The sequence below is a fragment of the Nocardioides sp. NPDC087217 genome (assembly GCF_044744805.1).
Classification (GTDB): domain Bacteria; phylum Actinomycetota; class Actinomycetes; order Propionibacteriales; family Nocardioidaceae; genus Nocardioides.
Window position 1 is genome coordinate 790,096 of the sequence record NZ_JBIUZB010000001.1, and the last position, 23,335, is coordinate 813,430.

At 68.4% G+C, this 23,335-nt stretch carries 25 protein-coding genes and 1 tRNA gene; 15 read left to right on the plus strand and 11 right to left on the minus strand.

Going from position 1 to position 23,335, the window contains the following annotated elements; genetic code table 11:
- Window positions 1–78 precede the first annotated feature (78 nt).
- Complete coding sequence (locus tag ACIO3S_RS03975; RefSeq protein ID WP_400459698.1) at window positions 79–444, plus strand: DUF6223 family protein; 366 nt, start codon at window positions 79–81, stop codon at window positions 442–444.
- 46 nt (window positions 445–490) lie between these two features.
- Here the strand turns inward: ACIO3S_RS03975 and rlmC are convergent, their stop codons facing one another.
- The 5 genes from rlmC to ACIO3S_RS04000 all read right to left on the minus strand — a co-directional run bounded on the left by rlmC (window position 491) and on the right by ACIO3S_RS04000 (window position 5,145).
- A complete protein-coding gene (gene rlmC, locus ACIO3S_RS03980; RefSeq protein WP_400459701.1) occupies window positions 491–1,603 on the minus strand; it encodes a 23S rRNA (uracil(747)-C(5))-methyltransferase RlmC in 1,113 nt (370 codons plus the stop codon).
- A 3-nt stretch (window positions 1,604–1,606) separates the two neighbouring features.
- Complete coding sequence (locus ACIO3S_RS03985) at window positions 1,607–2,011, minus strand: DUF4190 domain-containing protein (protein WP_400459704.1); 405 nt, start codon at window positions 2,009–2,011, stop codon at window positions 1,607–1,609.
- A gap of 1 nt (window position 2,012) precedes the next feature.
- On the minus strand, window positions 2,013–2,702 hold the full coding sequence (locus tag ACIO3S_RS03990; RefSeq protein WP_400459707.1) for a DUF4190 domain-containing protein: 690 nt from the start codon (window positions 2,700–2,702) through the stop codon (window positions 2,013–2,015).
- Window positions 2,703–2,717: 15 nt separating this feature from the next.
- Window positions 2,718–3,782 carry an adenosine deaminase gene (locus ACIO3S_RS03995; RefSeq protein WP_400459709.1) on the minus strand — a complete coding sequence of 355 codons (1,065 nt, stop codon included), beginning with the start codon at window positions 3,780–3,782 and terminating at the stop codon, window positions 2,718–2,720.
- Between the two features lie 79 nt (window positions 3,783–3,861).
- Window positions 3,862–5,145 carry an aminotransferase class I/II-fold pyridoxal phosphate-dependent enzyme gene (locus tag ACIO3S_RS04000; RefSeq protein ID WP_400459712.1) on the minus strand — a complete coding sequence of 428 codons (1,284 nt, stop codon included), beginning with the start codon at window positions 5,143–5,145 and terminating at the stop codon, window positions 3,862–3,864.
- A gap of 128 nt (window positions 5,146–5,273) precedes the next feature.
- Here ACIO3S_RS04000 and ACIO3S_RS04005 point away from each other — a divergent pair.
- From ACIO3S_RS04005 to nusG, 3 genes are all read left to right on the plus strand, one after another.
- A tRNA-Trp gene (locus tag ACIO3S_RS04005) sits at window positions 5,274–5,346 on the plus strand.
- Window positions 5,347–5,362: 16 nt separating this feature from the next.
- Entirely contained in the window at window positions 5,363–5,638 is a 276-nt protein-coding gene (gene secE, locus ACIO3S_RS04010; RefSeq protein ID WP_160025598.1) for a preprotein translocase subunit SecE, read from the plus strand.
- Window positions 5,639–5,700: 62 nt separating this feature from the next.
- Complete coding sequence (gene nusG, locus ACIO3S_RS04015; protein WP_400459715.1) at window positions 5,701–6,507, plus strand: transcription termination/antitermination protein NusG; 807 nt, start codon at window positions 5,701–5,703, stop codon at window positions 6,505–6,507.
- 190 nt (window positions 6,508–6,697) lie between these two features.
- Here nusG and ACIO3S_RS04020 read toward each other — a convergent pair whose 3' ends face one another.
- The 3 genes from ACIO3S_RS04020 to ACIO3S_RS04030 all read right to left on the minus strand — a co-directional run bounded on the left by ACIO3S_RS04020 (window position 6,698) and on the right by ACIO3S_RS04030 (window position 10,985).
- A complete protein-coding gene (locus tag ACIO3S_RS04020) occupies window positions 6,698–7,849 on the minus strand; it encodes a glycosyltransferase family 4 protein (RefSeq protein ID WP_400459718.1) in 1,152 nt (383 codons plus the stop codon).
- 110 nt (window positions 7,850–7,959) lie between these two features.
- Complete coding sequence (locus ACIO3S_RS04025) at window positions 7,960–9,675, minus strand: alpha-glucosidase (protein WP_400459721.1); 1,716 nt, start codon at window positions 9,673–9,675, stop codon at window positions 7,960–7,962.
- Window positions 9,676–9,791: 116 nt separating this feature from the next.
- Window positions 9,792–10,985, minus strand: coding sequence for a lytic transglycosylase domain-containing protein (locus tag ACIO3S_RS04030; protein ID WP_400459724.1), 1,194 nt, complete (start codon window positions 10,983–10,985; stop codon window positions 9,792–9,794).
- Between the two features lie 212 nt (window positions 10,986–11,197).
- On the opposite strand from ACIO3S_RS04030, the gene rplK reads away from it, so the two are divergent.
- The 5 genes from rplK (at window position 11,198) to ACIO3S_RS04055 (ending at window position 14,852) form a co-directional block, all read left to right on the plus strand.
- The gene (rplK, locus tag ACIO3S_RS04035) at window positions 11,198–11,626 is read left to right on the plus strand and encodes a 50S ribosomal protein L11 (RefSeq protein ID WP_160025595.1); all 429 of its coding nucleotides are present in this window, start codon (window positions 11,198–11,200) and stop codon (window positions 11,624–11,626) included.
- Window positions 11,627–11,687: 61 nt separating this feature from the next.
- Entirely contained in the window at window positions 11,688–12,404 is a 717-nt protein-coding gene (gene rplA, locus ACIO3S_RS04040; protein WP_400459728.1) for a 50S ribosomal protein L1, read from the plus strand.
- Window positions 12,405–12,484: 80 nt separating this feature from the next.
- Window positions 12,485–13,276 (plus strand): transporter substrate-binding domain-containing protein, encoded by a 792-nt coding sequence (locus tag ACIO3S_RS04045; RefSeq protein WP_400459731.1) that lies wholly within the window; start codon window positions 12,485–12,487, stop codon window positions 13,274–13,276.
- Entirely contained in the window at window positions 13,273–14,085 is an 813-nt protein-coding gene (locus tag ACIO3S_RS04050; RefSeq protein ID WP_400459734.1) for an amino acid ABC transporter permease, read from the plus strand. The genes ACIO3S_RS04045 and ACIO3S_RS04050 overlap by 4 nt, the downstream gene beginning before the upstream one ends.
- A complete protein-coding gene (locus ACIO3S_RS04055) occupies window positions 14,085–14,852 on the plus strand; it encodes an amino acid ABC transporter ATP-binding protein (protein ID WP_400459737.1) in 768 nt (255 codons plus the stop codon). The genes ACIO3S_RS04050 and ACIO3S_RS04055 overlap by 1 nt, the downstream gene beginning before the upstream one ends.
- A 64-nt stretch (window positions 14,853–14,916) precedes the next feature.
- Here the strand turns inward: ACIO3S_RS04055 and ACIO3S_RS04060 are convergent, their stop codons facing one another.
- Window positions 14,917–16,095, minus strand: coding sequence for an MFS transporter (locus tag ACIO3S_RS04060; RefSeq protein WP_400459740.1), 1,179 nt, complete (start codon window positions 16,093–16,095; stop codon window positions 14,917–14,919).
- Window positions 16,096–16,159: 64 nt separating this feature from the next.
- On the opposite strand from ACIO3S_RS04060, the gene ACIO3S_RS04065 reads away from it, so the two are divergent.
- Window positions 16,160–16,699, plus strand: coding sequence for a CGNR zinc finger domain-containing protein (locus ACIO3S_RS04065; protein ID WP_400459742.1), 540 nt, complete (start codon window positions 16,160–16,162; stop codon window positions 16,697–16,699).
- Between the two features lie 57 nt (window positions 16,700–16,756).
- Entirely contained in the window at window positions 16,757–17,467 is a 711-nt protein-coding gene (locus ACIO3S_RS04070) for a maleylpyruvate isomerase family mycothiol-dependent enzyme (protein WP_400459745.1), read from the plus strand.
- On the opposite strand, the gene ACIO3S_RS04075 is transcribed toward ACIO3S_RS04070, so the two are convergent.
- Both ACIO3S_RS04075 and ACIO3S_RS04080 read right to left on the minus strand, forming a co-directional pair.
- Window positions 17,444–18,676 carry an MFS transporter gene (locus ACIO3S_RS04075; RefSeq protein ID WP_400459748.1) on the minus strand — a complete coding sequence of 411 codons (1,233 nt, stop codon included), beginning with the start codon at window positions 18,674–18,676 and terminating at the stop codon, window positions 17,444–17,446. The two genes, ACIO3S_RS04070 and ACIO3S_RS04075, sit on opposite strands and share 24 nt — an antisense overlap.
- Window positions 18,677–18,867: 191 nt before the next feature.
- Window positions 18,868–19,857: an aldo/keto reductase gene (locus ACIO3S_RS04080; RefSeq protein ID WP_400459751.1), complete on the minus strand. Its 990-nt coding sequence runs from the start codon at window positions 19,855–19,857 to the stop codon at window positions 18,868–18,870.
- Window positions 19,858–20,102: 245 nt separating this feature from the next.
- Here ACIO3S_RS04080 and rplJ point away from each other — a divergent pair, with 245 nt between their 5' ends.
- The 4 genes from rplJ (at window position 20,103) to ACIO3S_RS04100 (ending at window position 23,331) form a co-directional block, all read left to right on the plus strand.
- The gene (gene rplJ, locus ACIO3S_RS04085; RefSeq protein WP_400459754.1) at window positions 20,103–20,684 is read left to right on the plus strand and encodes a 50S ribosomal protein L10; all 582 of its coding nucleotides are present in this window, start codon (window positions 20,103–20,105) and stop codon (window positions 20,682–20,684) included.
- 93 nt (window positions 20,685–20,777) lie between these two features.
- On the plus strand, window positions 20,778–21,164 hold the full coding sequence (gene rplL, locus ACIO3S_RS04090; RefSeq protein ID WP_141802532.1) for a 50S ribosomal protein L7/L12: 387 nt from the start codon (window positions 20,778–20,780) through the stop codon (window positions 21,162–21,164).
- Window positions 21,165–21,559: 395 nt separating this feature from the next.
- On the plus strand, window positions 21,560–22,546 hold the full coding sequence (locus ACIO3S_RS04095; protein ID WP_350713365.1) for an ABC transporter ATP-binding protein: 987 nt from the start codon (window positions 21,560–21,562) through the stop codon (window positions 22,544–22,546).
- Window positions 22,546–23,331: an ABC transporter permease gene (locus tag ACIO3S_RS04100; RefSeq protein WP_160025586.1), complete on the plus strand. Its 786-nt coding sequence runs from the start codon at window positions 22,546–22,548 to the stop codon at window positions 23,329–23,331. Before ACIO3S_RS04095 ends, ACIO3S_RS04100 begins: the two co-directional genes overlap by 1 nt.
- The last annotated feature ends 4 nt before the right edge of the window (window positions 23,332–23,335 follow it).

Sequence of the window (23,335 nt, forward strand, 5' to 3'; positions counted from 1 at the left end):
CCACGCAGGCAGGACGACTCCGGCGTGCGTCGACGGGACGATCGAGTCATCCGATCGAACTTGATGAAGGAGTCCTCCATGTCTCTGAACGACGTACTCATCAGCGCCGCCGACCCCGACGTCGGCGCCTACACACTGACCACCGCCCGGCTGTGGGCGACGCTCGCCGCGTTCGTCGGCCTGGCCGGCGCGGTCGCCGGTGCGGCAGCGCTGGCGCGTGCCGTACGCGGCGTCGGCAACCGTGGCCGCAACGGCGCCGTCGTGGCGCTCGGCTGCGGCACGATCGCCCTGGTCGTCGGCGTCGTCAACCTGATCGTGGCCGACGGCGGACCCGGCACCGGCAACGGCGTGGTCGGCGGCGGCATGGCGATCGTCCTCGGCCTCACCGGTCTCGTCCTCGGCGCGCTGACCCTGGCCAGATCGCGCCGAGTCGGCGCGAACTGACGTGATTCCCCGTCGAGTCGGCTCGTCAGAACGAGCCGACTCGGCATCAGGCTCGTTCGAGGTGCACGAGCACTTCGTGGTGGTCGGTGTTGGGGAACATGTCGAGCAGCCGTGCCGAGACGGGGCGGAGCGACGGCATGTCGCGCAGGTCGCGGGCCAGGGTGTCGACGTTGCACGAGGAGTAGACGACGTGCTCGACCCCCGACTGCTCCAGCCACCCGGCGAGCGACGAGCCGATCCCGCGCCGCGGCGGGTTGACGATGACCAGGTCGGGCGCGGAGCCGGCCGAGAGTGCGTACGCCGCCGCATCCCCGGCCACCCAGCTGGTGCCCGGCAGTCCCAGCTCCGCGGCGGTCGAGGCGGCCGCTTCGACGGCCTGCTCGCTGGACTCGACACCGAGCACCTGCCGCCCCGGAGCGGCGACGTGCAGCCCGAATCCGCCGACGCCGCAGTAGAGGTCCCACACGGAGGTCGGCACTGCCGAGGAGACCAGGTCGCGGGCATGGCGGTAGAGCGCGGCGGCGACATCGGTGTTGGTCTGGAAGAACGAGTGGGGGCGCAGCCGCAGACCGATCCCGTTGACCTCCATCGTGAGCGCCTCGCGGGCGGTCAGGAAGATCTCCTCAGGTCCCTCGATGACGGCCTTGTGCTCCGGCTGGATGTTGACCGAGGCGACGCCGATCGGGAGGTCGTCCAGCAGCGCCGGAAGGTGCTTGCGCAGCCGGGCCAGCGCCTCGGTGGACCGCAGCACCCAACGCACCATCAGCTCCCCGCCGGGCGCCTCGGTGACGATCACGTGCTTGAGCTCGCCGCGCCGCTCCGGCACGGAGTAGGGAGTCAGGCGCGCGGTCGTGACGAACCGGGAGAGGACCGGCAGCGCGGCCTGCAGGCCCGGGGTGTGCAGCCCGCACGCGAGCAGGTCCACCCCGAGACCGTCGTGCGACAGGATCCCCAGCGTCGGCGCCTCCACGGAACCGGCGACGACCATCTTCGCCTTGTTGCGGAAACCGGCCTCCGGGCTGGAGACCGGTTCCTCCCAACGTACGTCACCGAGAGCCTCGGCGACCCGCTGCTGTTTCTGCGCGAGCTGGTCTGCGTACGCCATCTCCAGCCAGCGGCAGGAGCGGCAGGCGCCGGAGGTGAAGTAGCCGCAGTCCATCCGTCAGAGTCGGCTGCTCAGCATCGCGTTGATGCTGTCGAACGTCGTGCTGTCGGTCTCGTTGGAGGCGACGACGATCATCACGATGATGAAGATGATGTAGGCGATCCAGAAGAGCATGTAGAGCGCCCCGAAGATCGTCCCGATGAGGCCGGTGATGAAACCGGCCTGAGCGTTGCCACGCCCGCTGTAGGCAGCCGGGTTGGCGTCGATCTCGGCCATCACCCGCTTGCCCTTGACCCATCCGAACGGTGCGACGAAGACGCCGATCCCGCCGCACATGACCGACAGGCACAGCCCGACGATCCCGAGGACCATCGCCGAGTTGGCCTCGGGATGCGGAGGGGGCTGCGGGAAGCCGTAGGGCGCCGGTGCGGGCTGATAGCCGGGCGGAGGCGTGTCCGTCATCTCAGAACTCGCTGTCGTAGGTCTCGTAGCCGCCGTCGTAGCCCGGGTCGTCGAACCCGCCGCTGACGCCGATGATGATGATGACGACGATCAGAAGGATGCTCAGGACCAACAGGACGGTGCCGATGATGCCGAGGATGAAGCCCGCCTGCGCGTTGCCGCGGCCGGTCAGAGCACCGGCCGACGCGTCGATCCGCTTTTTGGCCGAGAGGCCCATGAACAGAGCGAACGGTGAGAGGACGATGGGGAGGCCGCAGAGGAATGACCCCACGAGCCCGACGATGCCGAGGACCATCGCCGTGGTCGCCCCCGAGTCCGGGGTGCCGACCGGACCGGCGTACGCAGCCGGAGCACCGTAGGGCGCCTGGCCGTAGCCCGGCTGGCCACCGTAGTTCGGCTGACCGCCGTAGGCGGGCGGCGGAGGCGTCTGTCCGTAGCCGGCCGTCGGCGGGGCCGGCGGCTTCTGGTCGAACGTCGCGCCACCGTAGGGGTTGGACGGCTGCTCACCGTAGGTCTGGCCGTACATCGGCTGGGTCGGCGCAGGCGGCGTCGACGCAGGCGGAGTCGCCACCTGGGTCTCGTCGCCCTGGGTCGGCTCGGCAGGGGTCGGCTCGGACGGGGTCGGCGGAGGCGGGGTGGAGGCGTCGGCCGGCTTGTTGGGATCGGGCTGATCGTCGGACGGGTTCGTCATGGCCGACATTCTGTCTTAACTTGCCGGATCCGTGGGTTGCGAGGGCGCGCTGATCCAGTCGTCGATCTCGGCGAGCAGACCTTTCTTGGTCGACTCGGGCGCGGTCGAGGCGGTGATCGACATCCGCGCCAGGTCGGCGAGGGTCTCGTCGGTGAGCTCGTGAGCCGCCCGCATGGTGGCGTACTGCGCCGCCAGCCGGGACCCGAACAGCAGCGGGTCATCGGCCCCCAGCGCCACCGTCGCACCCGCGTCGAGCAGTTGCGGCAGCGGCACCGAGGTCAGGTCGGAGTACACGCCGAGCGACACGTTGGAGGTCGGGCAGACCTCCAGCGCGACGCCCGCACGCACGATCTCGTCGAGCAGCGCCGGATCCTCGGCAGCGCGTACGCCATGACCCAGCCGGGTCGCGTGCAGCGACCGCAGCACGGTGCGGATGTGCTCGGGCCCACGCAGCTCACCGCCGTGCGGCATCAGCCGCAGGCCGGCCTTCTCGGCGATCTGGAAGGCGTGGTCGAACTCCTCGGTCCGCCCGCGCCGTTCGTCGTTGGAGAGCCCGAAGCCGACCACGCCGTGGTCGACGTACTGCGCGGCCAGACGCGCCAGCGTGCGCGCGTCCATCGGGTGCCGGGTGCGGTTGGAGGCGATGATCACCGCGATCCCTAGCCCGGTCGCCCGCTCCGCGTCGCGAACTGCGTCCAGGACCAGATCCGTGAAGGCCGTGATCCCGCCGAACTTCGCCGCATAGCCCGACGGGTCGACCTGGATCTCGAGCCACCTGCCGCCGTCGCGTACGTCGTCCTCGGCGACCTCCATGACCAGCCGCCGGATGTCCGACTCGGTGCGCAGCACCGAGCGCGCCACGTCATAGAGACGCTGGAACCTGAACCAGCCCTTCTCGTCGGCCGCGCTCAGTGCCGGCGGCCACTCCGAGACCAGCTGGTCGGGCAGCCGGATCCCGTCGCGGGTGGCCAGCTCGAGCAGGGTCTCGTGGCGCATCGCACCGGTGAAGTGCAGGTGCAGATGTGCCTTGGGCAGCGTACGCAGGCTGCGCCGGTCTCGGTGGGGTCGGTCCTCACTCACGCGACCACCTCCGTAGCGCAAGCGCCAGAATACGGACGCGGTCGCGTGATGACCTCATGGCTCGTTCGCTGACGCTCTCTCACGCGAGCAGCTTCTCCGCAGCGGCCAGCTTCACGCACACCGTGACGACCTCCATGGCCCCGCTGACCTGCTCCAACGGCGGGAAGGACGGTGCCAGCCGGATGTTGGTGTCCTCCGGGTCGACCTTGCCGGGGAACGCCGAACCGGCCGGGGTCAGCGCGACGCCCGCGCCCTTGGCCAGCTCGATCACCCGGGTGGCGGTGCCCGGGAGCACGTCGAGGCTGACGAAGTAGCCGCCGGCGGGCTTGGTCCAGGTCGCCACGCCGAGCGCGCCGAGCTGGTCGGTGAGCGCGTCCTCGACGGCCGCGAACCGCGGCGCGAGCAGGTCGCGGTGCTTGGCCATGTGCTCGCGTACGCCGGCGGCGGAGCCGAAGAACTCCGCGTGCCGCAGGTGGTTGACCTTGTCGGGGCCGATCGCGCCGTGGCTGAGGTGGTCGAGCCACCAGGCGACGTTCTCCTTCGAGCCGCCGAAGAAGCCGACGCCGGCGCCGGCGTAGGTGACCTTGGAGGTCGAGGCGAAGACCAGCGGGCGGTGGGGGTTGCCGGCCGCGTTGGCCAGCGAGACGACGTCGGCGGTCTTGGTCTCGGCCGGGGTCAGGTGGTGCAGCGCGTAGGCGTTGTCCCAGAAGATCTTGAAGTCGGGGGCCGCGGTCGGCATCGAGGTGAGCCGCTCGGCGATCTCCTGCGAGGTGGTGTCGCCGGTCGGGTTGGCGTAGGTCGGGACCAGCCACATGCCCTTGATCGTGGGGTCGTCCTTGACCAGCGCGGCGACGGCGTCGGCATCGGGTCCGTCGGCGTGCATCGGCACGGTCACCATCTCGATCCCGAACCACTCCAGGAGCGTGAAGTGGCGGTCGTAGCCCGGCACCGGGCAGACGAACCTGACCGTCTCCTCCTGGCCCCACGGCCGCTCGCTGTCGACGCCACCGTGAAGCCACAGGCACATCAGCGTGTCGCGCATCATCGTGAGGCTCGAGTTGCCGCCGGCGATGAGCTGGTCGGTGTCCAGACCGAGGAGCTCGGCGTAGATCTCGCGGATCTCGATGCCGCCCGCCAGGCCGCCGTAGTTGCGCGTGTCGGTGCCGTCCGGGGCGGTCGTCGTCTTGGGGAGATGGAGCAGGCCGTCGGAGAGGTTGAGCTGGTCCGCGGAGGGCTTCCCCCGGGTCAGGTCCAGCTTCAGGCCCTTGGCCACCAAGTTGTCGTACGCCGTGCGCTGCTCCGTTGCGAACGCTTCGAGTTCCTCGCGCGAGAGCTCGGCGAGGGGACGGGGATCTGAGGTCATGCCCGCAATCCTATGGGTCATGAGGGCCCAGTTTGGAACGCGTTAACCCGAGTGCGTAGACTCACCGTTGGTGGTCTTCCCACATGGTTAGCCGCGCCCTCAACCGCGCGTCTGATGCAGGCCTCCGTAGGGCACTAGCTCAACTGGCAGAGCATCGGTCTCCAAAACCGAAGGTTGGGGGTTCAAGTCCCTCGTGCCCTGCAAAGCCGGACCAGCGATGGAAACGTTTTCGAGAGAAGGTGGCGGCGTGACGGACAGCAAGGCAGTCCCGACTCCGAACGACAAGAAGACGGAGAAGCGCACCAGTCTCCCGACGTTCTACCGCCAGGTCGTGGCCGAGCTCCGCAAGGTCGTCTGGCCGACGCAGCAGCAGCTCACGACGTACTTCATCGTGGTTCTGGTCTTCGTCCTGGTCATGATGGCGATCGTCGCGGGCCTTGACCTCGGGTTCGGCAAGTTGATGTTCTGGGTGTTCGGCGGCCGCGACGCGTGATCGCGTGGGCCCCGGCCCGCGGAACACACCCGATACACACAATCAACGGTTTGGAGCAGGACGTGTCTGAGCAGGACTACACCGAGGAGACCGAGGTCCTCGAGACGGCCGAGGCCGCCTCCGACGTGCCTGCAGAGGCCGAGTTCGACGAGGCTGACGAGTCCGGCGACGCCGGCGAGGCCGAGTCGTCCTTCGACGAGATCGTCGAGGGCGAGGCCCCCGAGGCCGCTGACGACGACCCGCTCGAGACGTTCCGCCGTGAGCTGTGGGCGAAGCCGGGCGACTGGTTCGTGATCCACACCTACTCCGGCATGGAGAACCGGGTGAAGTCCAACCTGGAGAACCGCATCGTCTCCCTCAACATGGAGGACTACATCCACGAGATCGTGGTCCCCACCGAGGAGGTCCCGGAGATCAAGAACGGCCAGCGCAAGATGGTCAAGCGCACCGTTCTCCCGGGTTACGTGCTGGTCCGGATGGACCTCACCGACGAGTCCTGGGCGGCCGTACGCCACACCCCGTCGGTCACCGGCTTCGTCGGCCACAGCCACCAGCCGGTCCCGCTGTCGATGACCGAGGTCGAGAACATGCTCGCCCCCGCCGTCGTCGCCCAGGCCGAGGCCGAGGCTGCCGCCGCCGGTGAGGCCGCGACCGCCTCCTCCGGTGCCACCGGCACCGCCAAGAAGCCCGTTGAGGTCGTCGACTTCGCCGAGGGCGACTCGGTCACCGTCGTCGACGGCCCCTTCGCCACCCTCCACGCGACCATCACCGAGCTCAACGCCGAGTCCCAGCGCGTCAAGGCGCTCGTCGAGATCTTCGGCCGCGAGACCCCTGTCGAGCTCTCGTTCAACCAGATCGAGAAGGTCTGAGCCTGTGACCTGCGACGAAGTCGCAGGTCACAACGCGAAGAGGTCGAGCGAGCCCTTCGACAAGCTCAGGAGGGTCCGCAGCGGCTGAGCTTGCGAAGCCGCGAAGCGGGTCGAGACCAACTTTCCCGTAGCAATCAGGCCCCTTGCCCGCATCCGCGAGCAGGGGCCTGATTGCGTTGGTGGCTGGACTCTAGGCTGGCGTCTGCATGACGGAGAGCTCCTCGCCAGCAGCCGGCAACCGGACGAGAGTCTCCAGGTCCCGTACGACGGCGGCAGGCGTGAGAGGTGACGGCATCAGCAGCACGTCGATGAGGCCGTCGACCGAGTTGTCGACGGTGAACCTCGCGGCAGCGTTGACCCTGACGAGTTCGTCGACCGCACCCTGAGCGGCGGCCGCGCGGATGCCTCGCGCCAGCGCGGCGGGGTCGTCGGGGGCGACCAGGGTGATCGAGCCGCAGTCCGTCTCGGGGAGCCCGCCGTCGTCGGAGGCGACCACGCGGCAGCCGGAGTGCTGGGCCTCGATCGAGACGATGCCGAAGGTCTCGTGCCAGTACTGGCTGTTGGAGGGCATGACGATGATGTCGTGCTGGGCCATCAGCGTGGCCATCGCGCGCGGCGTGGTCCGCCGGGGCACGAGGCGCACGCTGGGATGCGCGTCGAGGACCCGCTCGATGTTGCGGCCCTGGGGTTTGTCGGCGCCGGCGGTCGTGGCCGTGCAAATGAAGGCCCGCTCGTGGCCGGCCGGGTCCAGGTCGAGCATCGCCAGCAAGGTGTAGATCCCCTTCTCCGGGCTCAGCCGGCCCGCGTAGAGGATGCGAACCGCGGCCTCATCGGCGGGTGGGCGTACTTCCGTGCTGAAGCATGCCTCGGCGTAGGGGTAGACGATGCTGATGGTGTCGATGTCGACATCGAGGAACTCGGCCCACAGCTGCGCCGAGAACCGGCTGGTCGCGATCAACGATCGGTCCTGCATGGTGGCCGCGATGCGGGTCCGGTCGGCGGCGTCTCCCGGTGGTGGCACGTGCAGCATCTGGTACGCCGGTCGCTTGGTCACCACGACCGGGAACTCGGCGACGAAGATCACCACCCCGTCCAGCTCGCCGACGTCCATGACGCTCGCAATCGATACGAAGGGGATGTCCGCGAACTCGTCGCGTCCGTCCGTCGTCCCGACTCCGATGGTGACGACGTGGGCGTTGATACCGCGGCGATTGAGCTCGCGGACGTGGCCGATCGTGTAGTTCTCAGTGCCTCCGGTGCCTGCCGGCAGCGGCTGGTGCGGGTTCCAGACGAAGTAGATGTCTTCGACTGCCTTCGGACGATTGTCGAGATACGAAGCCATCTGCCCACTGTCTGCGGGTTGCTGCCGACACCGCTGCCGTGTGCCTCCGCGGTGTCCGCGGCGAGCGACAGGTGTCCTGCAGTCTTGGTCCCAGCGTAGCCGTCGGGCCCTCAGCTCACGTAGACGCGGACTTCCCAGGGCCCCAGCCGATCGGGATCGATCCTGCTCCTGGGGTAGTTGGCCAGCACCAGATCACGAGCCAGCCGGTCATCGCGGTCGACGGAGACCGGCAGGTCGGACAGATTCCCTTGGACCGTCAGGGTCGCGCCGCCCAGATGGCGCCGGAAGGCGTAGATCTGGTCGCGGCCCGTGTCGATGGCGGCAAAGTACCCGTCCACGACGACCGGAAGGCGGTGCCGCAGCGCGATCAGGGCGCGGTAGTACTCATAGACAGAGCCCGGCGCGCCGCGCTGTGCCGCGACGTTCAGCCAGCTGTGGTTGGGATTGACCCCGATCCAGGGACTGCCGGTCGTGAAGCCGGCGCCGGATGCGGCGCTCCACTGCATCGGCGTACGCGCGTTGTCCCGGCTCTGGCGTCGCAGGGTGTTCACCACGACGGTGGCGTCCTCGCCGTGCGTACCGACCGCTCTTGTGTAGTGGTCGAGTGACTCGATGTCCCGGAAGTCGTCGATGCCGGCGAACCGGGTGTTGGTCATCCCGATCTCCTCGCCCTGGAAGACGTAGGGCGTGCCCCGGTGCAGGTGCAGCACGGTGGCCAGGGCGGTGGCCGATTCACGCCAGTACGTCGTGTCGTTGCCGTAGCGGGAGACGACCCTGGGCTGGTCGTGGTTGTTCCAGTAGAGGCTGTTCCAGCCGGTGTCGCCGAGTGCGGTCTGCCACTTCGCGAGCGTGTCCCGCAGATCGTTCACACTCATCCGTCGCTGCGTCCACTTGTCGCCGTCCGCATCGAGGGTGACGTGCTCGTACTGGAACACCATGGCCAGCTGGCCGTGCACCTGGTCGGTGAACTCCCGGGCCTGCTCCGGGGTGACCCCTGGCATCTCGCCGACGGTGAGGTAGCTGCCTGGCCGCGAGTCGAAGACCCGGCGCTTCATCTCGGCCAGGTAGTCGCGGATCCGGGGACCATGGCTGAAGTACGGCATCCCGTCGCCGTAGCCGTCGCGGTTGAGCGGCGCGTCGGGGAGCCGGGGATCCTTGGAGATGAAGTTGATGACGTCCATCCGGAAGCCGTCGATCCCGCGGTCGAGCCACCAGTTCATCATGGTGAAGACCGCCTCGCGGGTGTCCGGGTTGTCCCAGTTCAGGTCCGGCTGGGACCGCGCGAACAGGTGCAGGTAGTACTGGCCTCGCTCCGGCACCCACTCCCATGCGGACCCGCCGAAGGACGCACCCCAGTTGTTCGGCTCCGCCCCGGGCTCGCCGGGCACCGTCCCCGGCCGGGCATCCCGCCAGAAGTACCACTCGGAGGTGGCTGCCTCACGCGAGCCGCGCGAGGCGAGAAACCAGGGGTGCTGGTCCGAGGTGTGGTTGACGACGAGGTCCATGATCAGCCTCATGCCCCGCAGATGGACCGCCGTGAGCAGCCGGTCGAGGTCCTCCAGGGTGCCGAAGAGCGGATCGACGTCCTGGTAGTCGCTGACGTCGTAGCCGTTGTCCTCCTGCGGTGAGCGGTAGACCGGGGACAGCCAGATGACGTCGATCCCCAGCTCCTGGAGGTAGTCCAGGTGTTCCACGATGCCGGGAAGGTCACCGATGCCGTCGTCGTCGGAGTCGGCGAAGCTGCGGACGTAGATCTGGTAGACCACCGCCGACTTCCACCACGCCTCCTGGGCCGAGGCCGACCGAGACGCGCCGCGTGTGGCCATGTGCCACCGCCTCGGGTTTGCCACCATGCCAGTGTCGAGAGTGACCTGGACGACTGTGGCCCTGCTTCGAGCCTATCCGGACTGCCAAGTGGGCATTCGGGGGTCGACGGGAAGCCTCAGGGCAGCGTCTTGATCAGCCACTCGACGTACCCGGTGATGTCGGTGACGACACCGGGGACCGCGGCGTTGGCCTGGGTGACGGTCTTGCCGAGCAGCCGGATGCTGCAGGAGTCGACGGCGCGGTTGGTGTCCCAGCCGTCCGCGAGGTCGGGGAAGCGGGAGGAGAGCTCGGCGGCACAGATGCCGCGGCGCTCGGAGATCGAGGCCCAGCTGCCGTCGTCGGTCGGGGTGGGGCTGGGGCTCGGGGCCGTCGAGGGGGTCGGGCTCGGCTCGTTCGAGGGCCGGGCCCCCGAGCTCGGCTTCGGTGTGACGGCGGGGGGCTTCTTCTTCCCGGGCTTCTTGTCGGCCTTCTTCGCCGCATTCTGTCCCGGGTGGCCGGGTTTCGGCTCGGCGTGCGCGGGCGCGGCGGCGAGCTCGATGTCGTCGCCGCCGTAGGGGCTGTCGGCGTAGCCCTTGGCGATCTTCAGGACGGTGGAGACGTACGCCGCGCTGCGGTTGTAGCGGGTGAGCGAGGCCCGCTTCCCCGCATCGGTGGAGACGTCCTCGTCACCGGAGCAGAGGTAGACGGCGGCGGCGAGGGCGGCGTCGTCGATGTCCTGCGGGTCGCGTACGCCGTCGCCGTCTCCGTCGACCGCCACCAACGGCCAGGTCGAGGGGATGAACTGCATCGGCCCGACGGCCCGGTCGCCACTGGTGAGCTTGTCGACGGCGCCGGCATCGGTGTCCGGGGCGGGGCTGCCGGAGCCGGTGGTCAGCGTCGGGCCGTAGATCGCAGGAGAGGCCTTGCCCGAGTCGTCGAGACGGCTGCTCTTCAGGCGCCCGTGGTCGGACTCGACCATCCCGACGGCGGCGAGCAGCGTCCAGTCGAGGGCACAGGCCCGGTCGGCGGTGGTGACGACGGCGGCGGCACGCTGGTAGGCGGCCAATGCCGGCATCGGGATGTCGCTTCCCTGCGCCATCGCGACGGCGATCGTGCCGGTTCGGGCGCCCTTGCGCGCGCCTTGCGCGGGCGCGGGCTTCGTGACGCTCGCGGGCTGGTCGATCGCCGACGTCACCAGGGTCTCGCCGCCGGGCAGCGTCACGGGTTCGACCGGATCGAACCCGGTGCCGGTGGCGGCGGCGGTCCACCCCGCCGAGAGCGCGGCGAGCGGCACGAGCGCGGCGAACATGGACAGACGTCGGTTGAACAATTCAGCTCCCTTTGTAAATCCCCGGGGGAGTATGCCAAGGGGAGTGGTGGCCGTCACTCAGGGGGTCCCACTCAGTGGGCCGGCTCCGCTGATTTCGTGAACCCGGACGGATCACGGACAATTGACCAGTTGCGAGAGCAACACAGCAGGTGGCAGAGGCCGCAACGTACACGCGGCTTCGTCATGACCACGAGAAGGAAGAGATCTCAAGAATGCCTCCGAAGAAGAAGATCGCAGCGCTCGTCAAGGTGCAGCTGCAGGCCGGCTCCGCGACCCCGGCCCCGCCGGTCGGTACCGCGCTCGGTCCGCACGGCGTCAACATCATGGAGTTCTGCAAGGCGTACAACGCCCAGACCGAGTCCATGCGCGGCAACGTCGTCCCCGTCGAGATCACCATCTACGAGGACCGCTCGTTCACCTTCATCACCAAGACCCCGCCGGCCGCTGAGCTGATCAAGAAGGCCGCCGGCCTCAAGAAGGGCTCGTCCGTCCCGCACAAGGACAAGGTCGGCAAGCTGACCAAGGACCAGGTGCGCGAGATCGCGACCACCAAGCTGCCCGACCTCAACGCGGAGGACATCGACGCCGCGATGAAGATCGTCGAGGGCACCGCCCGCTCCATGGGCGTCACCACCGACTGACCGTGGGAGAGCCGCGCTGGCTCGCTAACCACATCTCCTCTTAACTACCGAAGGAATCACCATGCAGCGCAGCAAGACCTACCGCGCGGCGTCGGAGACGTTCGACAAGAACGAGCTGTACGCCCCGCTGGCCGCGATCAAGATCGCCAAGTCCTCCAGCAAGAAGAAGTTCGACGAGACCGTTGACGTCGTCATGCGTCTCGGCGTCGACCCCCGCAAGGCCGACCAGATGGTGCGCGGCACCGTCAGCCTGCCCCACGGCACCGGTAAGACGATGCGCGTCATCGTCTTCGCCGCTGCTCCGGACAAGGCCGAGGCCGCTCGCGAGGCCGGCGCGGACGTCGTCGGTGGCGACGACCTCATCGAGAAGGTCTCCGGTGGCTGGCTCGACTTCGACGCCGTCGTCGCGACCCCCGACATGATGGGCAAGGTCGGCCGCCTCGGCCGCGTGCTCGGCCCCCGTGGCCTCATGCCGAACCCGAAGACCGGCACCGTCACCCCGGACCCGGCCAAGGCCGTCTCCGACATCAAGGGCGGCAAGATCGACTTCCGGGTCGACCGTCACGCCAATCTTCACTTCATCATCGGCAAGGCCTCCTTCTCCGAGGCCCAGCTCGCTGAGAACTACGCCGCTGCTCTCGAGGAGGTGCTTCGTCTGAAGCCGTCCTCCTCCAAGGGCCGCTACCTGAAGAAGGTCACCCTCTCGACCACCATGGGCCCCGGTGTCCAGGTCGACCCCAACCGCGTCAAGAACGTGGCGGGTGAGGACGAGGCCTGAGCCTCAGGATCTCCCGCGATGGCCCGCCACCCCGAGGGGTGGCGGGCCATCGGCGTCCAAAGCGTCGTAGAGTTCGGCGCATGAATCTGCGGAAGCTCGCTGCTGCCCTGACCGTTCCCGTCCTCGGACTGGCGCTCGCCGCCTGCGGTGGCGGCGACGAGGGTGGCACCTCCCCGTCAGGTGCGAAGCTGGTCAAGGCCGACACCCTGACCATCTGCACGCACCTTCCCTACAAGCCGTTCGAGTTCAACGAGGGCGGCGAGGTCGTCGGCTTCGACATCGACGTGCTCAAGATCGCGGCCGACGCCGAGAAGCTCGAGACCGAGGTCGTCAACATCGGCTGGGAGACCATCGTCTCCGGTGAGGCCCTCAACTCCGGCAAGTGTGACGTCGCCGCCGGCGCGATGACGATCAACGAGGAGCGCGAGAAGGTCATGGACTTCTCCGAGCCCTACTTCGAGGCGACCCAGGCCCTGATGACCAAGAAGGGCGCGGGCTACACCGCCCTCGATGACCTCGGTGGCAAGACCATCGCCGTCCAGGAGGCCACCACGGGCGCCGACTACGTCAAGGAGAACGCCCCGAAGGACGCCAAGATCATCACCCTCGAGGACTCCGCGCTGATGATGCAGGCGGTCAAGTCCGGCAAGGCCGACGCGGGCGTCAACGACAACGGTCTGCTCTACGACTTCGTCAAGGACAACACCGACATGGAGATCACCAGCGAGTTCCAGACTGGTGAGGCGTACGGCTTCTCGGTGAAGAAGAACGGCAACGACAAGCTGCTCGACGTGCTCAACAAGGGCATCAACGACAAGGCCGCCTACGACGAGGTCTACAAGAAGTGGTTCGGGGAGGCTGCCGCGCAGTGACCAGCGCGGCGGTAGTTCCCAAGAAGCGGTTGTCGCCGCGCAAGCGCGCGGCGCTCTTCCGCTACGTCCAGTACGCCATCTTGGTGCTGCTGGTCATCGTCGTCGCGCTGATCGCCGACTGGGGTGAGATCCGGCGGGCGTTCCTCGATCTCGACATCGCCACTCAGTTGTTCCCCGATGTCATCCTGATCGCGCTCAAGAACACGATCATCTACACCGCCTGCGGCTTCGCCTTCGGTCTGGCGCTCGGCCTCGTGCTGGCGCTGATGCGGCTATCGAGCGTCGGTCCGTACCGGTGGATCTCCACCGGCTTCATCGAGCTCTTCCGCGGGCTGCCGGCGCTGGTCGTCTTCCTGGTCCTCGGTCTCGGCTTGCCGTTGGCCTTCGGAGTGAACCTCGGCAACCTCGTTACGGTGACGCTGGCGCTCGGTCTGGTCGGTGGTGCCTACATGGCAGAGACCATCCGGGCGGGCATCCAGGCGGTGCCGAAGGGGCAGTACGAAGCGGCACGCACCCTGGGCATGACCCACACTCGCGCGATGGTGACCATCGTGATCCCGCAGGCGTTCCGCATCATCCTGCCGCCGCTGACCAACGAGCTGATCCTGCTCACCAAGGACTCCTCGCTGGTCTACATCCTGGGGCTCTCGCTGGACGAGTACGAGCTGACCGCCTTCGGTCGGGAGAACATGAACGCCTTCTCCAACCTGACCCCGATGGTCACGATCGCGCTGTGCTACCTGCTGATCACGGTGCCGCTCTCGATCGTCGTACGCCGCATGGAAGCCAAGTCCGGGAAGGCCCGCTGATGACCCAGACCGAGACAGCATCGGACGCCGGCCGCGGCACCGCCGTGATCGACGTACAGCAGCTGCACAAGTACTTCGGCGACAACGAGGTCCTCAAGGGCATCGACTTCCACATCGGCCGAGGCGAGGTCGTCTGCGTGATCGGGCCGTCCGGTTCCGGGAAGTCGACTCTGCTGCGCTGCGTGAACCTGCTCGAGCAGCCGACCAGCGGCACGATCCTCGTCGAGGGTGACGAGATCACCGACCCGGATGCCGACGTCGACGCGCTGCGCGCCCGGATCGGGATGGTCTTCCAGCAGTTCAACCTGTTCCCGCACATGACCGTGCTGCGCAACCTGACCGTGGCGCAGGAGAAGGTCCTCAAGCGCGGCCGGGCCGAGGCCACCGAGATCGCCCGGGTCAACCTGGAGAAGGTCGGGCTCTCGGAGAAGGCCGGCGCCTACCCGGCCCACCTCTCCGGTGGCCAGCAGCAGCGCGTCGCCATCGCCCGGGCGCTGTCGATGAACCCCGACATGATGCTCTTCGACGAGCCGACCTCCGCGCTGGACCCCGAGCTCGTCGGGGATGTTCTGGCGGTCATGAAGGACCTGGCTGCCGAGGGCATGACCATGATGGTGGTGACTCACGAGATGAGCTTCGCCCGCGAGGTCGCCGACAAGGTCGTCTTCATGGACGGCGGCGTGATCGTCGAGGAGGGCCTGCCGGCCGACGTCCTCGGCAACCCCCAGCACGAGCGCACCCAGGCGTTCTTGTCGCGCGTGCTCTGACGTTGGGATAGTCCGGGGAGTTCCCGTCGGTCTACTGCCGGGTAATGGACGGAAACTCCCCGGACTACCTCGTCTCGGCGGCGTACACCGCCGCCAGAGGTGTGATCGTGGCCAAGGCCAGGCACAGGCCGGCTCCTGCCAGCCAGGGCGTCGGTACGGCGTGCGACATCAGGCTGGTCGTCAGCATCGGCCCGATCGTCTGCGCGATCCCCCAGCAGGTCCCGTACGCCGCCAGATAGCCCGCCCGCGAGGCGTCGGTGACGGCCAGGCCGGCCACGAGCGCGATCGGCGGGCCGAGGAGAAGCACCTCACCGAGGGCGACGATCGCGGAGCCGAGTGCGAGGAGCGGCAGCGGTGCGGCGTACGCGATCACGGCGAAGCCGACGGCCATCAGGACCAGTCCCGCGCGGATGAGCGTGAAGGGCCGGGCGGCGGCGCCACGGAGCAGGCGCTGGCCGGCGATCGTGACCAGCGCGGCGACCACGAGCAGCCAGCCGGTCGCCGCGGCGTCGTGCCCGCGAGCGGAGACGGTGAGGGGAAGAGCGATCGTGCTCAGGATCCATGCGGTGGCGAACCCGGTGCCGAGCGCGAGCATTGTCAGGAGCCGGCGATCACGCCACGGACTTGGCCCGGACCGCCGCCGGCGCACACCTCGAGCCGTGGTGTCCCGCACGAGTGCGAGGACGAGAACCGCGGCACACAGACAGGTGAGCGCGTCGGCGACGAAGAGCAGGCGCAGGTCGATACCGCCCACGAGGGCGGCCAGCGCTCCTGCCGCCACACCGGCGACCGCCATCGCAGCGCCATAGAGTCCGTACGCCTGCGGCCGCCGCTCGACCTCCACCGACTCCGCGATCAGCGCCTGGGAGGCGGGCTCGTAGATCTCGTACGCCAGCCCGAGCAGCGTCGCGCCGATCAGCGCGCCGGCGATCCCCGGAGACGCGGCGATGACCAGCTGGGCCATCGCGCAGGCGACGAGTCCCGCGACGATGGTCGGCCGCCGGCCCACCGTGTCGGCCATCCAGCCGCCGAGGAGCCGCGACGGGATGGTGGCGACACCGAAGGCCGTGACGACCGCACCGGCAGTGGCGAGGGAGGCCCCGTGCACCTCCACCAGGGCGACCGCCATGAAGGCCATGGCGAAGGAACCGAGCCGGTTCACCGCCCGGGCGATGACCAACACGACGAGGGATCGCGGCCACCGTGTACGTCGGTGACTGGTCAATGGTTGAATGACGGTCATGGCTGAGACGATAGGACCCGAGTTTGTGACTGGTCAAATACATTTCGACAGTCACGTGCATACGGTGACCGAGCAGGCCTGCAAGCTCGTCAACGCGCTGACCCCGGGGCATGACGGCACCCGTCCGGTGCAGCCACCTCCCAGCGGCCGGCGGGCGCAGGTCGTCAGCGACCTGCTGGCCCGCTCCGACTACCAACCCAAGGTCGAGGAACCAGATGCAGACGGGATGGTCGCGCTCGCCGAGTCTCTGCGCGTCGTTTTCGAGGCAGCGGCCGATGGTGACCTCGACACCGCCGCCATCGCGGTCAACGCGCTCATGCGCGAGATGGGCTCGGTCCCACAGCTCGACCGGGCCCGAGGGGGAGGCTGGGCGTTGCACTTCCACGGCCGCGACCCCGGCCTCGTCATCGGCTGGGGAGCGGGGATCGCCGCCGGCCTCGCCCTGGCGATCGGCTCCGACCTGGCGGGCCGCCTCGGTGTCTGCCAGGCCGACCCGTGCGACCGTGTCTTCGTCGACACCTCCAAGAACGCCGGCCGCCGCTTCTGCTCCACCCGCTGCCAGAGCCGGGTGAAAGCGGCCGCCCACCGCGCCCGCCAGAAGTAGTCCGGCCAGAACGAGATACTGCTGAGAGCGGCCCTCGCGGTCGATAGGGTCTGCGTCGTGCCTACGTCTGATGACTACTTCGTGACTCTCGCTGAGCTGCAGGCCGAGTTCGCCGCCGCGCTCAAGCAGGCCGACCCGGACGTGCCGGTTCCGTCCTGCGACGACTGGTCCATCGGCGACCTGGCCGATCACCTGTCAGGGGTGCACCACTGGGCGGCGGCGATGGCGCGCGACGAGGACGAGGAGCCGCTGCCGGTCCCGTTGGACCTGGTGGCTCACTACGAAGCCCAGGCGGCCGAGCTGCGCGAGACGCTCGCGGCGCTGGGGCCTGAAGCGACCGGCCGGATCCTCAACGGGCTGACCGAGGACGGCCGTGGGCCGGTCTCGTTCTGGTTCCGGCGTCAGGTGCACGAGACCCTGGTCCACCTCTGGGACATCCGCTCTGCGCTCGGGCTCTCCGCACCGGAGGCGACCCCGGAGCTCTGGGCCGACACGGTCGACGAGGTGCTGACCGTGATGTACCCGCGTCAGATCGCCCTCAAGCGCACCCGAAAGGTCGTCACCCGCATCGAGCTGACCGCGACCGACATCGAACAGACCTGGGCGATCGGGGCGCCGAACGCGGTGCAGAAGGTGTCCGTCACCGGATCCGCTCGTGATCTGGCCCTGCTGCTCTGGGGCCGTACGTCGCCCCGGGCCGCGGAGCTGACCGTCAGCGGTGACGAGGCCGCCCTGGCCGAAGCACTATCCCGCGCGCTCGTCCCGTAGCCGCGCCTCCGGCCGGGCTTCTAACCGGGCACGGTCGGCATGGCCGGTCCAGTAGCCGACCCAGACCGCCCCGGCGAGCGAGAAGACCCCGAGCGCGACCGGAGCGGCGGCGATCGAGAAGACCGCGGCCAGCCCGGAGACGAGGAGCGGTCCGCCGGTGCCGCCGAGGTCGCCGCACAGCCGCCAGCCGCCGAGGAACTGGGCGCGTCCGTCGGCCGGTGCGGCATCGGCGCCGAGCGTCATCACGATCCCCGAGCCCAGGCCGTTGCCGACGGCGATCAGCGCCATCACCGCGCCCAGGCTGAGCGCGTCGTGGGTGAGCGGGAGCAGCAGGCAGCCGAGGCCGACGGCGAGCACCACCGGGATCGCCACGACCTGACGCCCGCGGTGGTCGAGCAGCCAGCCGCCAGGCAGGGTGAGGGCGATGTCGACCAGGGCCGCCCCGGCGAAGAGCAGCGAGACCACCGAGGCCTCCAGGTGGATGTGGTCGGCCCAGAGGGGGAGCAGGCCGGTGCGTACGGACCGCGAGATCCCGATGATCACCACCGCCACCCCGAGCGTGGCGAAGGTCCGGCGGTGGGTCCACAGCACGCTGCGTACGCTCAGATGCCCCTGCTCGCGCGAGCGGGTTCGACCGAGCTCGGGCATCCAGCCACCGATCACCGCCGAGCACAACGACATCGCGGCCGCGAACAGGAAGACCACGGGGAGCCCGAAGGCGTGGATGAGCCCGGCGCCGAGCAGCGGTCCGACGAAGACCCCGAGCCGGAACGACCCTCCCAGCAGCGACATCGCCCGCGCCCGGCGGGAGAGCGGGGTGGCGTCGATGAGGAAGCCCTGCCGCGCGATCAGGAACGCCGTCCAGCTCATCCCGCTCACGAACACGGCGATGGCGAGCACGGCGACCGAGCTGCTGAGGAACGCCACCGTCATCGCGACCGCGTCGAGCGCCCCGGCGCCCATCAGCGTCCGCCGCTCGCCGATCCGCGCCACCAGCGACCCTGCGGGCAACGAGGTGGCCAGCGACCCGATCCCGAGCAGTGCGACCACGAACGCGGCCGTCGACGCGTCCGCGCCCAGGTCGGAGGCCCGAAGCGCCAGCACCGGCATCACCGCACCGTGGCCCATCGAGCTGACGATCGAGGGCGCGTATGCGACCAGCGCGATATCTCGGAACCGGAACTCCGCGGTCGTCGTCTCTGTCGTCACCCCTTTACTCTGCCCGATTCATTACCAAGGCTCACTATTTTTTCACCCGCCGAGACGTCGCCCCCGTCGGCCGAGACGTCACCTAGGTCGGCCGAGACGTCACCTAGGTCGGCCGAGACGTCGCTCAGGTCGGCCGAGACGGCAACGCAGTGCCCACTCGGCCGACGCGAGTGACGCCTCAGCGGGGGAGGTCACCAGCGGGAGTGGATGGCCTCGCGGAAGTGGGTGTCGTAGATCCGGCGTACGCCGGAGAGCAGCTCGTCGGAGAGCGCAGGCAGCGAGCCGGCGGCGGAGTTGGCGTGGGCCTGGGACGTGTTGCGGGCGCCGGGGATGACGGTGGTGACGCCGGGCTGCTGAGCGACCCAGGCGAGGGCGACCTGCGCGGGCGTCGCGCCCTCGGGGCCGTGCTCGGAGACCAGGGCGGCGAACTCCTGGGCGGCCTTGACCCCGGTGGCGTAGTCGACACCGGAGAAGGTCTCACCGACGTCGAAGGCCTCGCCGTGGCGGTTATAGGTGCGGTGGTCGTCGGCGGCGAACGTCGTCGACTCCGAGTAGCGACCGGACAGCAGCCCGGAGGCCAGCGGCACCCGCGCGATGATCCCGACACCCGCCTCCGCGGCCGCCGGAAGCACGCGGTCCAGCGGCTTGAGCCGGAACGCGTTCAGGATGATCTGGACCGAGGCCACGTGGGGCCGCGCGATCGCGGCCAGGGCCTGGTCGCAGGTCTCCACGCTGACGCCGTACGCAGCGATCACCCCTTCCGAGACCAGGGTGTCCAGCGCGTCATAGGTCGACGAGGACTCGATCGTCTCCGTCGGCGGACAGTGCAGCTGCACCAGGTCGATCGTGTCGACGCCGAGGTTGGTGCGCGAGCGGTCCAGCCACTCGCGGAAGGCGGTGAGCGTGTAGTTCGCGGGCACCTGGTCCACCCGACGCCCCATCTTCGTGGCCACGAAGATTCCGTCGTGCGACCGCAGGAACCGCCCGATCACCTGCTCGCTCCGGCCGTCCCCGTAGACGTCGGCGGTGTCGAGGAAGGTGACCCCGTCACCCACCGCGGCCTCGAGCACCGCCAGCGCATCCGACTCGCTGACCTCGCCCCAGTCGGCGCCGAGCTGCCAGGTGCCGAGACCGATGACCGACGCTGAGCGACCGATCCTTCCGAAGGTGTGGCTCTCCATGCCGCAAACGTACTGGGCAGCGCCGATTTGGCGGCACCCCGCGGCGTACGCATAATTGTTGTCTGAAACCAGAGACCGCCGGTTGTCAGGTGCGCATGCACTCGATCGAAGGTTCCGCAGGATGCGGACGGCCAGCGTAGGTGAAGAGCAAGACGAGAACGTACGTCACGCCCTGAGCCTGCGCTCGGGGCGTTTGTCATGCAGGGCCCTCACCGACGGAATCGATTCCCGGAAGAAGGAGACCCATGGCGCGGGCTGACAAGCAGGCTGCCGTTGCCGAGATCGCTGACGAGTTCAGCGCCTCGACCGGTGCCGTGCTGACCGAGTACCGCGGTCTCACCGTGGGCGAGCTGAAGACTCTTCGTCGCTCGCTCGGTGAGCACGCAAACTACGCCGTGGTCAAGAACACGCTGGCCAAGATCGCTGCCTCTCAGAGCGGCATCGAAGGCTTCGATGACCTGCTGACCGGCCCGACCGCGATCGCCTTCATCAAGGGTGACGTCGTCGAGGCGGCCAAGGGTCTGCGTGACTTTGCCAAGGCCAACCCCAACCTTGTCATCAAGGGTGGGTACCTCGACGGCAAGGCCATCGACGCTGCTGAGGTTGGCAAGCTTGCCGACCTCGAGTCGCGCGAGGTCCTGCTCGCCAAGCTTGCGGGCGCGTTCACCGCGACGCTGTCGCAGGCTCTGTACGCCTTCAACGCTCTGCCCTCGAAGACCGCGCAGCTCGCTGCCGCTCTCGAGGCCAAGGCCGCGGAGGACCCCTCGATCCTCGCAGGTGGTGCCGCTGAGCCGGCTGCCGCCGAGGAGGCTCCGGCCGAGGCCTGATGGCCCCGGTCGTAACTAACCACCACCTGTAACCCGGCCCCGCTGCGTACTCACAGAAAAACGCACAGGGCCACCACGAAAGGAAATGCCATCATGGCGAAGCTCTCCACCGACGAGCTGCTCGACGCTTTCAAGGAGCTCACCCTCATCGAGCTCTCCGAGTTCGTCAAGGCCTTCGAGGACACCTTCGGTGTCACCGCTGCCGCTCCGGTCGCCGTTGCCGCTGCCGGCGCCCCGGGCGCCCCGGCCGCCGCCGCTGAGGAGGCCAAGGACGAGTTCGACGTCATCCTCGAGGCCGCTGGTGACAAGAAGATCAACGTCATCAAGGAGGTGCGCGCTCTGACCTCCCTCGGTCTGAAGGAGGCCAAGGAGCTCGTCGAGGGTGCCCCCAAGGCTGTCCTCGAGGCCGCCAACAAGGAGACCGCTGACAAGGCGAAGGAGGCCCTCGAGGCCGCCGGCGCCACGGTCACCGTCAAGTGATCTGAGGGCTTCGGCCCTTGAGCCCGGGTTCGGCGGATTCCGCCGGACCCGGGCTTTCTACATCGCGGAAACAGTTCCGCAACAGATCGGTCAGGCTGCAGCGCAGCACTGCGATCGTTCAAACCGCGGGTTGCTACTCCTGAGTAGCCTCTCGCGGTTTGTTTCGTTATCTTGAACACACACCGGGCGTGAAGGGTCGCAATCCGACCGTCGACGTGTTGGCTGGGGGAGTTCGTCTCGGGTGGTGATCACCGTCATCGTTCGCAGGCCACTATGGTTTACAAAAGTGTGACGCGTGTCGCAGGAAGTGCGTAACCCCCGTCACACTCCGCCGTTAGTCGGGCAGTGGGGGCTTGAGGGAGACCCCCACGCGAACAGGAAGGGAGCCGGCCCGGATGGGTGTAGACGTAAAGATCGAAGGGCTGACCAAGAGTTTTGGTAAGCAGCTCATCTGGAAAGATGTCTCGTTGACCCTGCCCGCGGGCGAGATCAGCGTGATGCTGGGTCCGTCCGGCACGGGCAAGTCGGTGCTCCTCAAGACCCTGATCGGTCTGATCAAGCCCGACCAGGGCTCTGTGGTCATCGAGGGTGTCGACATCGCCAGCTGCTCGGAGCGAGACCTCTACGAGGTTCGCAAGCTGTTCGGCGTGCTGTTCCAGGACGGCGCCATGTTCGGTTCCATGGACCTCTTCGACAACGTCGCGTTCCCGCTTCGTGAGCACACGAAGAAGAGCGAGTCCGAGATCCGCAACATCGTCATGGAGAAGATGGACCTGGTCGGTCTCATCGGCGCCGAGAACAAGCTTCCCGGCGAGATCTCCGGTGGTATGCGCAAGCGTGCCGGTCTGGCGCGTGCGCTGGTCCTCGACCCCGAGATCCTGCTGATCGACGAGCCCGACTCGGGCCTGGACCCGGTGCGTACGGCGTTCATCAACCAGCTCTTCATCGACCTGAACGCGCAGATCGACGCGACGTTCCTGATCGTGACCCACGACATCAACTCGACGCGTACGGTGCCGGACAACATCGGCCTGCTCTACCACAAGCACCTGGCGATGTACGGGCCCCGCGAGATGCTGCTGAGCTCCGAGGAGCCGGTGGTTCGCCAGTTCCTCAACGCCCAGACGATCGGCCCGATCGGCATGTCCGAGGAGAAGGACGCCGACGAGCTGGCCGCCGAGAAGGACATGGGCCTGCCGCCGCTGCCGCCGATCCCGATGCAGCTCGAGCCGTCCAACGGCATTCCGCGCAAGTACCAGCGTCCGCCGGGCGCCTGGTGCCGAGAGAACGGTGTCACCCCGCCGCCGGGATCGTTCCGAGCAGACGCGGCCATGGCCCCCGGCGGCGTGAAAGCAGCAGACCCCACAGAGGCTCCTCACTGATGTCATCTCTGACCGCCGCCAGGGTCCTGAAGCCGATCGGGACCGCTGGCTCGCTCTTCGCATTCGGTTTGGATGTGGGCCGAGCCGTTTTCCGGCGCCCCTTCCAGTTCCGAGAGTTCATCCAGCAGGCGTGGTTCATCGCGTCGGTGACGATCGTCCCGACCGCGCTGGTCGCGATCCCCTTCGGCGCGGTCATCGCGCTGCAGGTCGGTGGCCTCGTGGCCCAGTTCGGTGCGCAGTCCTTCGTCGGGTCGGCAGCGGTCCTCGCGGTCGTCCAGCAGGCTGCGCCGATCGCGACCGCACTGCTGGTCGCAGGTGCCGGTGGCTCGGCGATCGCCGCCGACCTCGGTGCTCGGAAGATCCGTGAAGAGCTCGACGCCATGATGGTTCTGGGCATCGACCCGATCCAGCGGCTGGTGGTCCCGCGTGTTCTCGCCTGCATGATGATCGCGGTCTTCCTCAACGGCCTGGTCTCGATCGTCGGCGTCATGGGCGGGTACGTCTTCAACGTCATCATCCAGGGCGGCACCCCGGGTGCCTACCTGGCCAGCTTCACCGCGCTCGCGCAGATGGCCGACCTGTGGCAGGGCCTGGCGAAGGCGCTCGTGTTCGGTCTGATCGCGGCGATCGTGGCTTCGTACATGGGCATGAACGCCGGCGGCGGCCCCAAGGGCGTCGGCGACGCCGTGAACCAGTCCGTCGTCATCACGTTCCTGCTGCTGTTCATCGTGAACTTCGTGATGTCTGCGATCTTCCTGCAGATCATCCCGAGCAAGTCCGGATAGGAGG

Excerpts from the sequence above, each read along its gene's own strand:
- ACIO3S_RS03975 (WP_400459698.1), top strand. The coding sequence starts at position 79 with ATGTCTCTGAACGACGTACTCATCAGCGCCGCCGACCCCGACGTCGGC.
- rlmC (WP_400459701.1), bottom strand. The coding sequence starts at position 1,603 with ATGGACTGCGGCTACTTCACCTCCGGCGCCTGCCGCTCCTGCCGCTGG.
- ACIO3S_RS03985 (WP_400459704.1), bottom strand. The coding sequence starts at position 2,011 with ATGACGGACACGCCTCCGCCCGGCTATCAGCCCGCACCGGCGCCCTAC.
- ACIO3S_RS03990 (WP_400459707.1), bottom strand. The coding sequence starts at position 2,702 with ATGACGAACCCGTCCGACGATCAGCCCGATCCCAACAAGCCGGCCGAC.
- ACIO3S_RS04000 (WP_400459712.1), bottom strand. The coding sequence starts at position 5,145 with ATGACCTCAGATCCCCGTCCCCTCGCCGAGCTCTCGCGCGAGGAACTC.
- secE (WP_160025598.1), top strand. The coding sequence starts at position 5,363 with ATGGAAACGTTTTCGAGAGAAGGTGGCGGCGTGACGGACAGCAAGGCA.
- ACIO3S_RS04020 (WP_400459718.1), bottom strand. The coding sequence starts at position 7,849 with ATGGCTTCGTATCTCGACAATCGTCCGAAGGCAGTCGAAGACATCTAC.
- ACIO3S_RS04025 (WP_400459721.1), bottom strand. The coding sequence starts at position 9,675 with ATGGCCACACGCGGCGCGTCTCGGTCGGCCTCGGCCCAGGAGGCGTGG.
- rplK (WP_160025595.1), top strand. The coding sequence starts at position 11,198 with ATGCCTCCGAAGAAGAAGATCGCAGCGCTCGTCAAGGTGCAGCTGCAG.
- rplA (WP_400459728.1), top strand. The coding sequence starts at position 11,688 with ATGCAGCGCAGCAAGACCTACCGCGCGGCGTCGGAGACGTTCGACAAG.
- ACIO3S_RS04045 (WP_400459731.1), top strand. The coding sequence starts at position 12,485 with ATGAATCTGCGGAAGCTCGCTGCTGCCCTGACCGTTCCCGTCCTCGGA.
- ACIO3S_RS04055 (WP_400459737.1), top strand. The coding sequence starts at position 14,085 with ATGACCCAGACCGAGACAGCATCGGACGCCGGCCGCGGCACCGCCGTG.
- ACIO3S_RS04060 (WP_400459740.1), bottom strand. The coding sequence starts at position 16,095 with ATGACCGTCATTCAACCATTGACCAGTCACCGACGTACACGGTGGCCG.
- ACIO3S_RS04080 (WP_400459751.1), bottom strand. The coding sequence starts at position 19,857 with ATGGAGAGCCACACCTTCGGAAGGATCGGTCGCTCAGCGTCGGTCATC.
- rplJ (WP_400459754.1), top strand. The coding sequence starts at position 20,103 with ATGGCGCGGGCTGACAAGCAGGCTGCCGTTGCCGAGATCGCTGACGAG.
- rplL (WP_141802532.1), top strand. The coding sequence starts at position 20,778 with ATGGCGAAGCTCTCCACCGACGAGCTGCTCGACGCTTTCAAGGAGCTC.
- ACIO3S_RS04095 (WP_350713365.1), top strand. The coding sequence starts at position 21,560 with ATGGGTGTAGACGTAAAGATCGAAGGGCTGACCAAGAGTTTTGGTAAG.
- ACIO3S_RS04100 (WP_160025586.1), top strand. The coding sequence starts at position 22,546 with ATGTCATCTCTGACCGCCGCCAGGGTCCTGAAGCCGATCGGGACCGCT.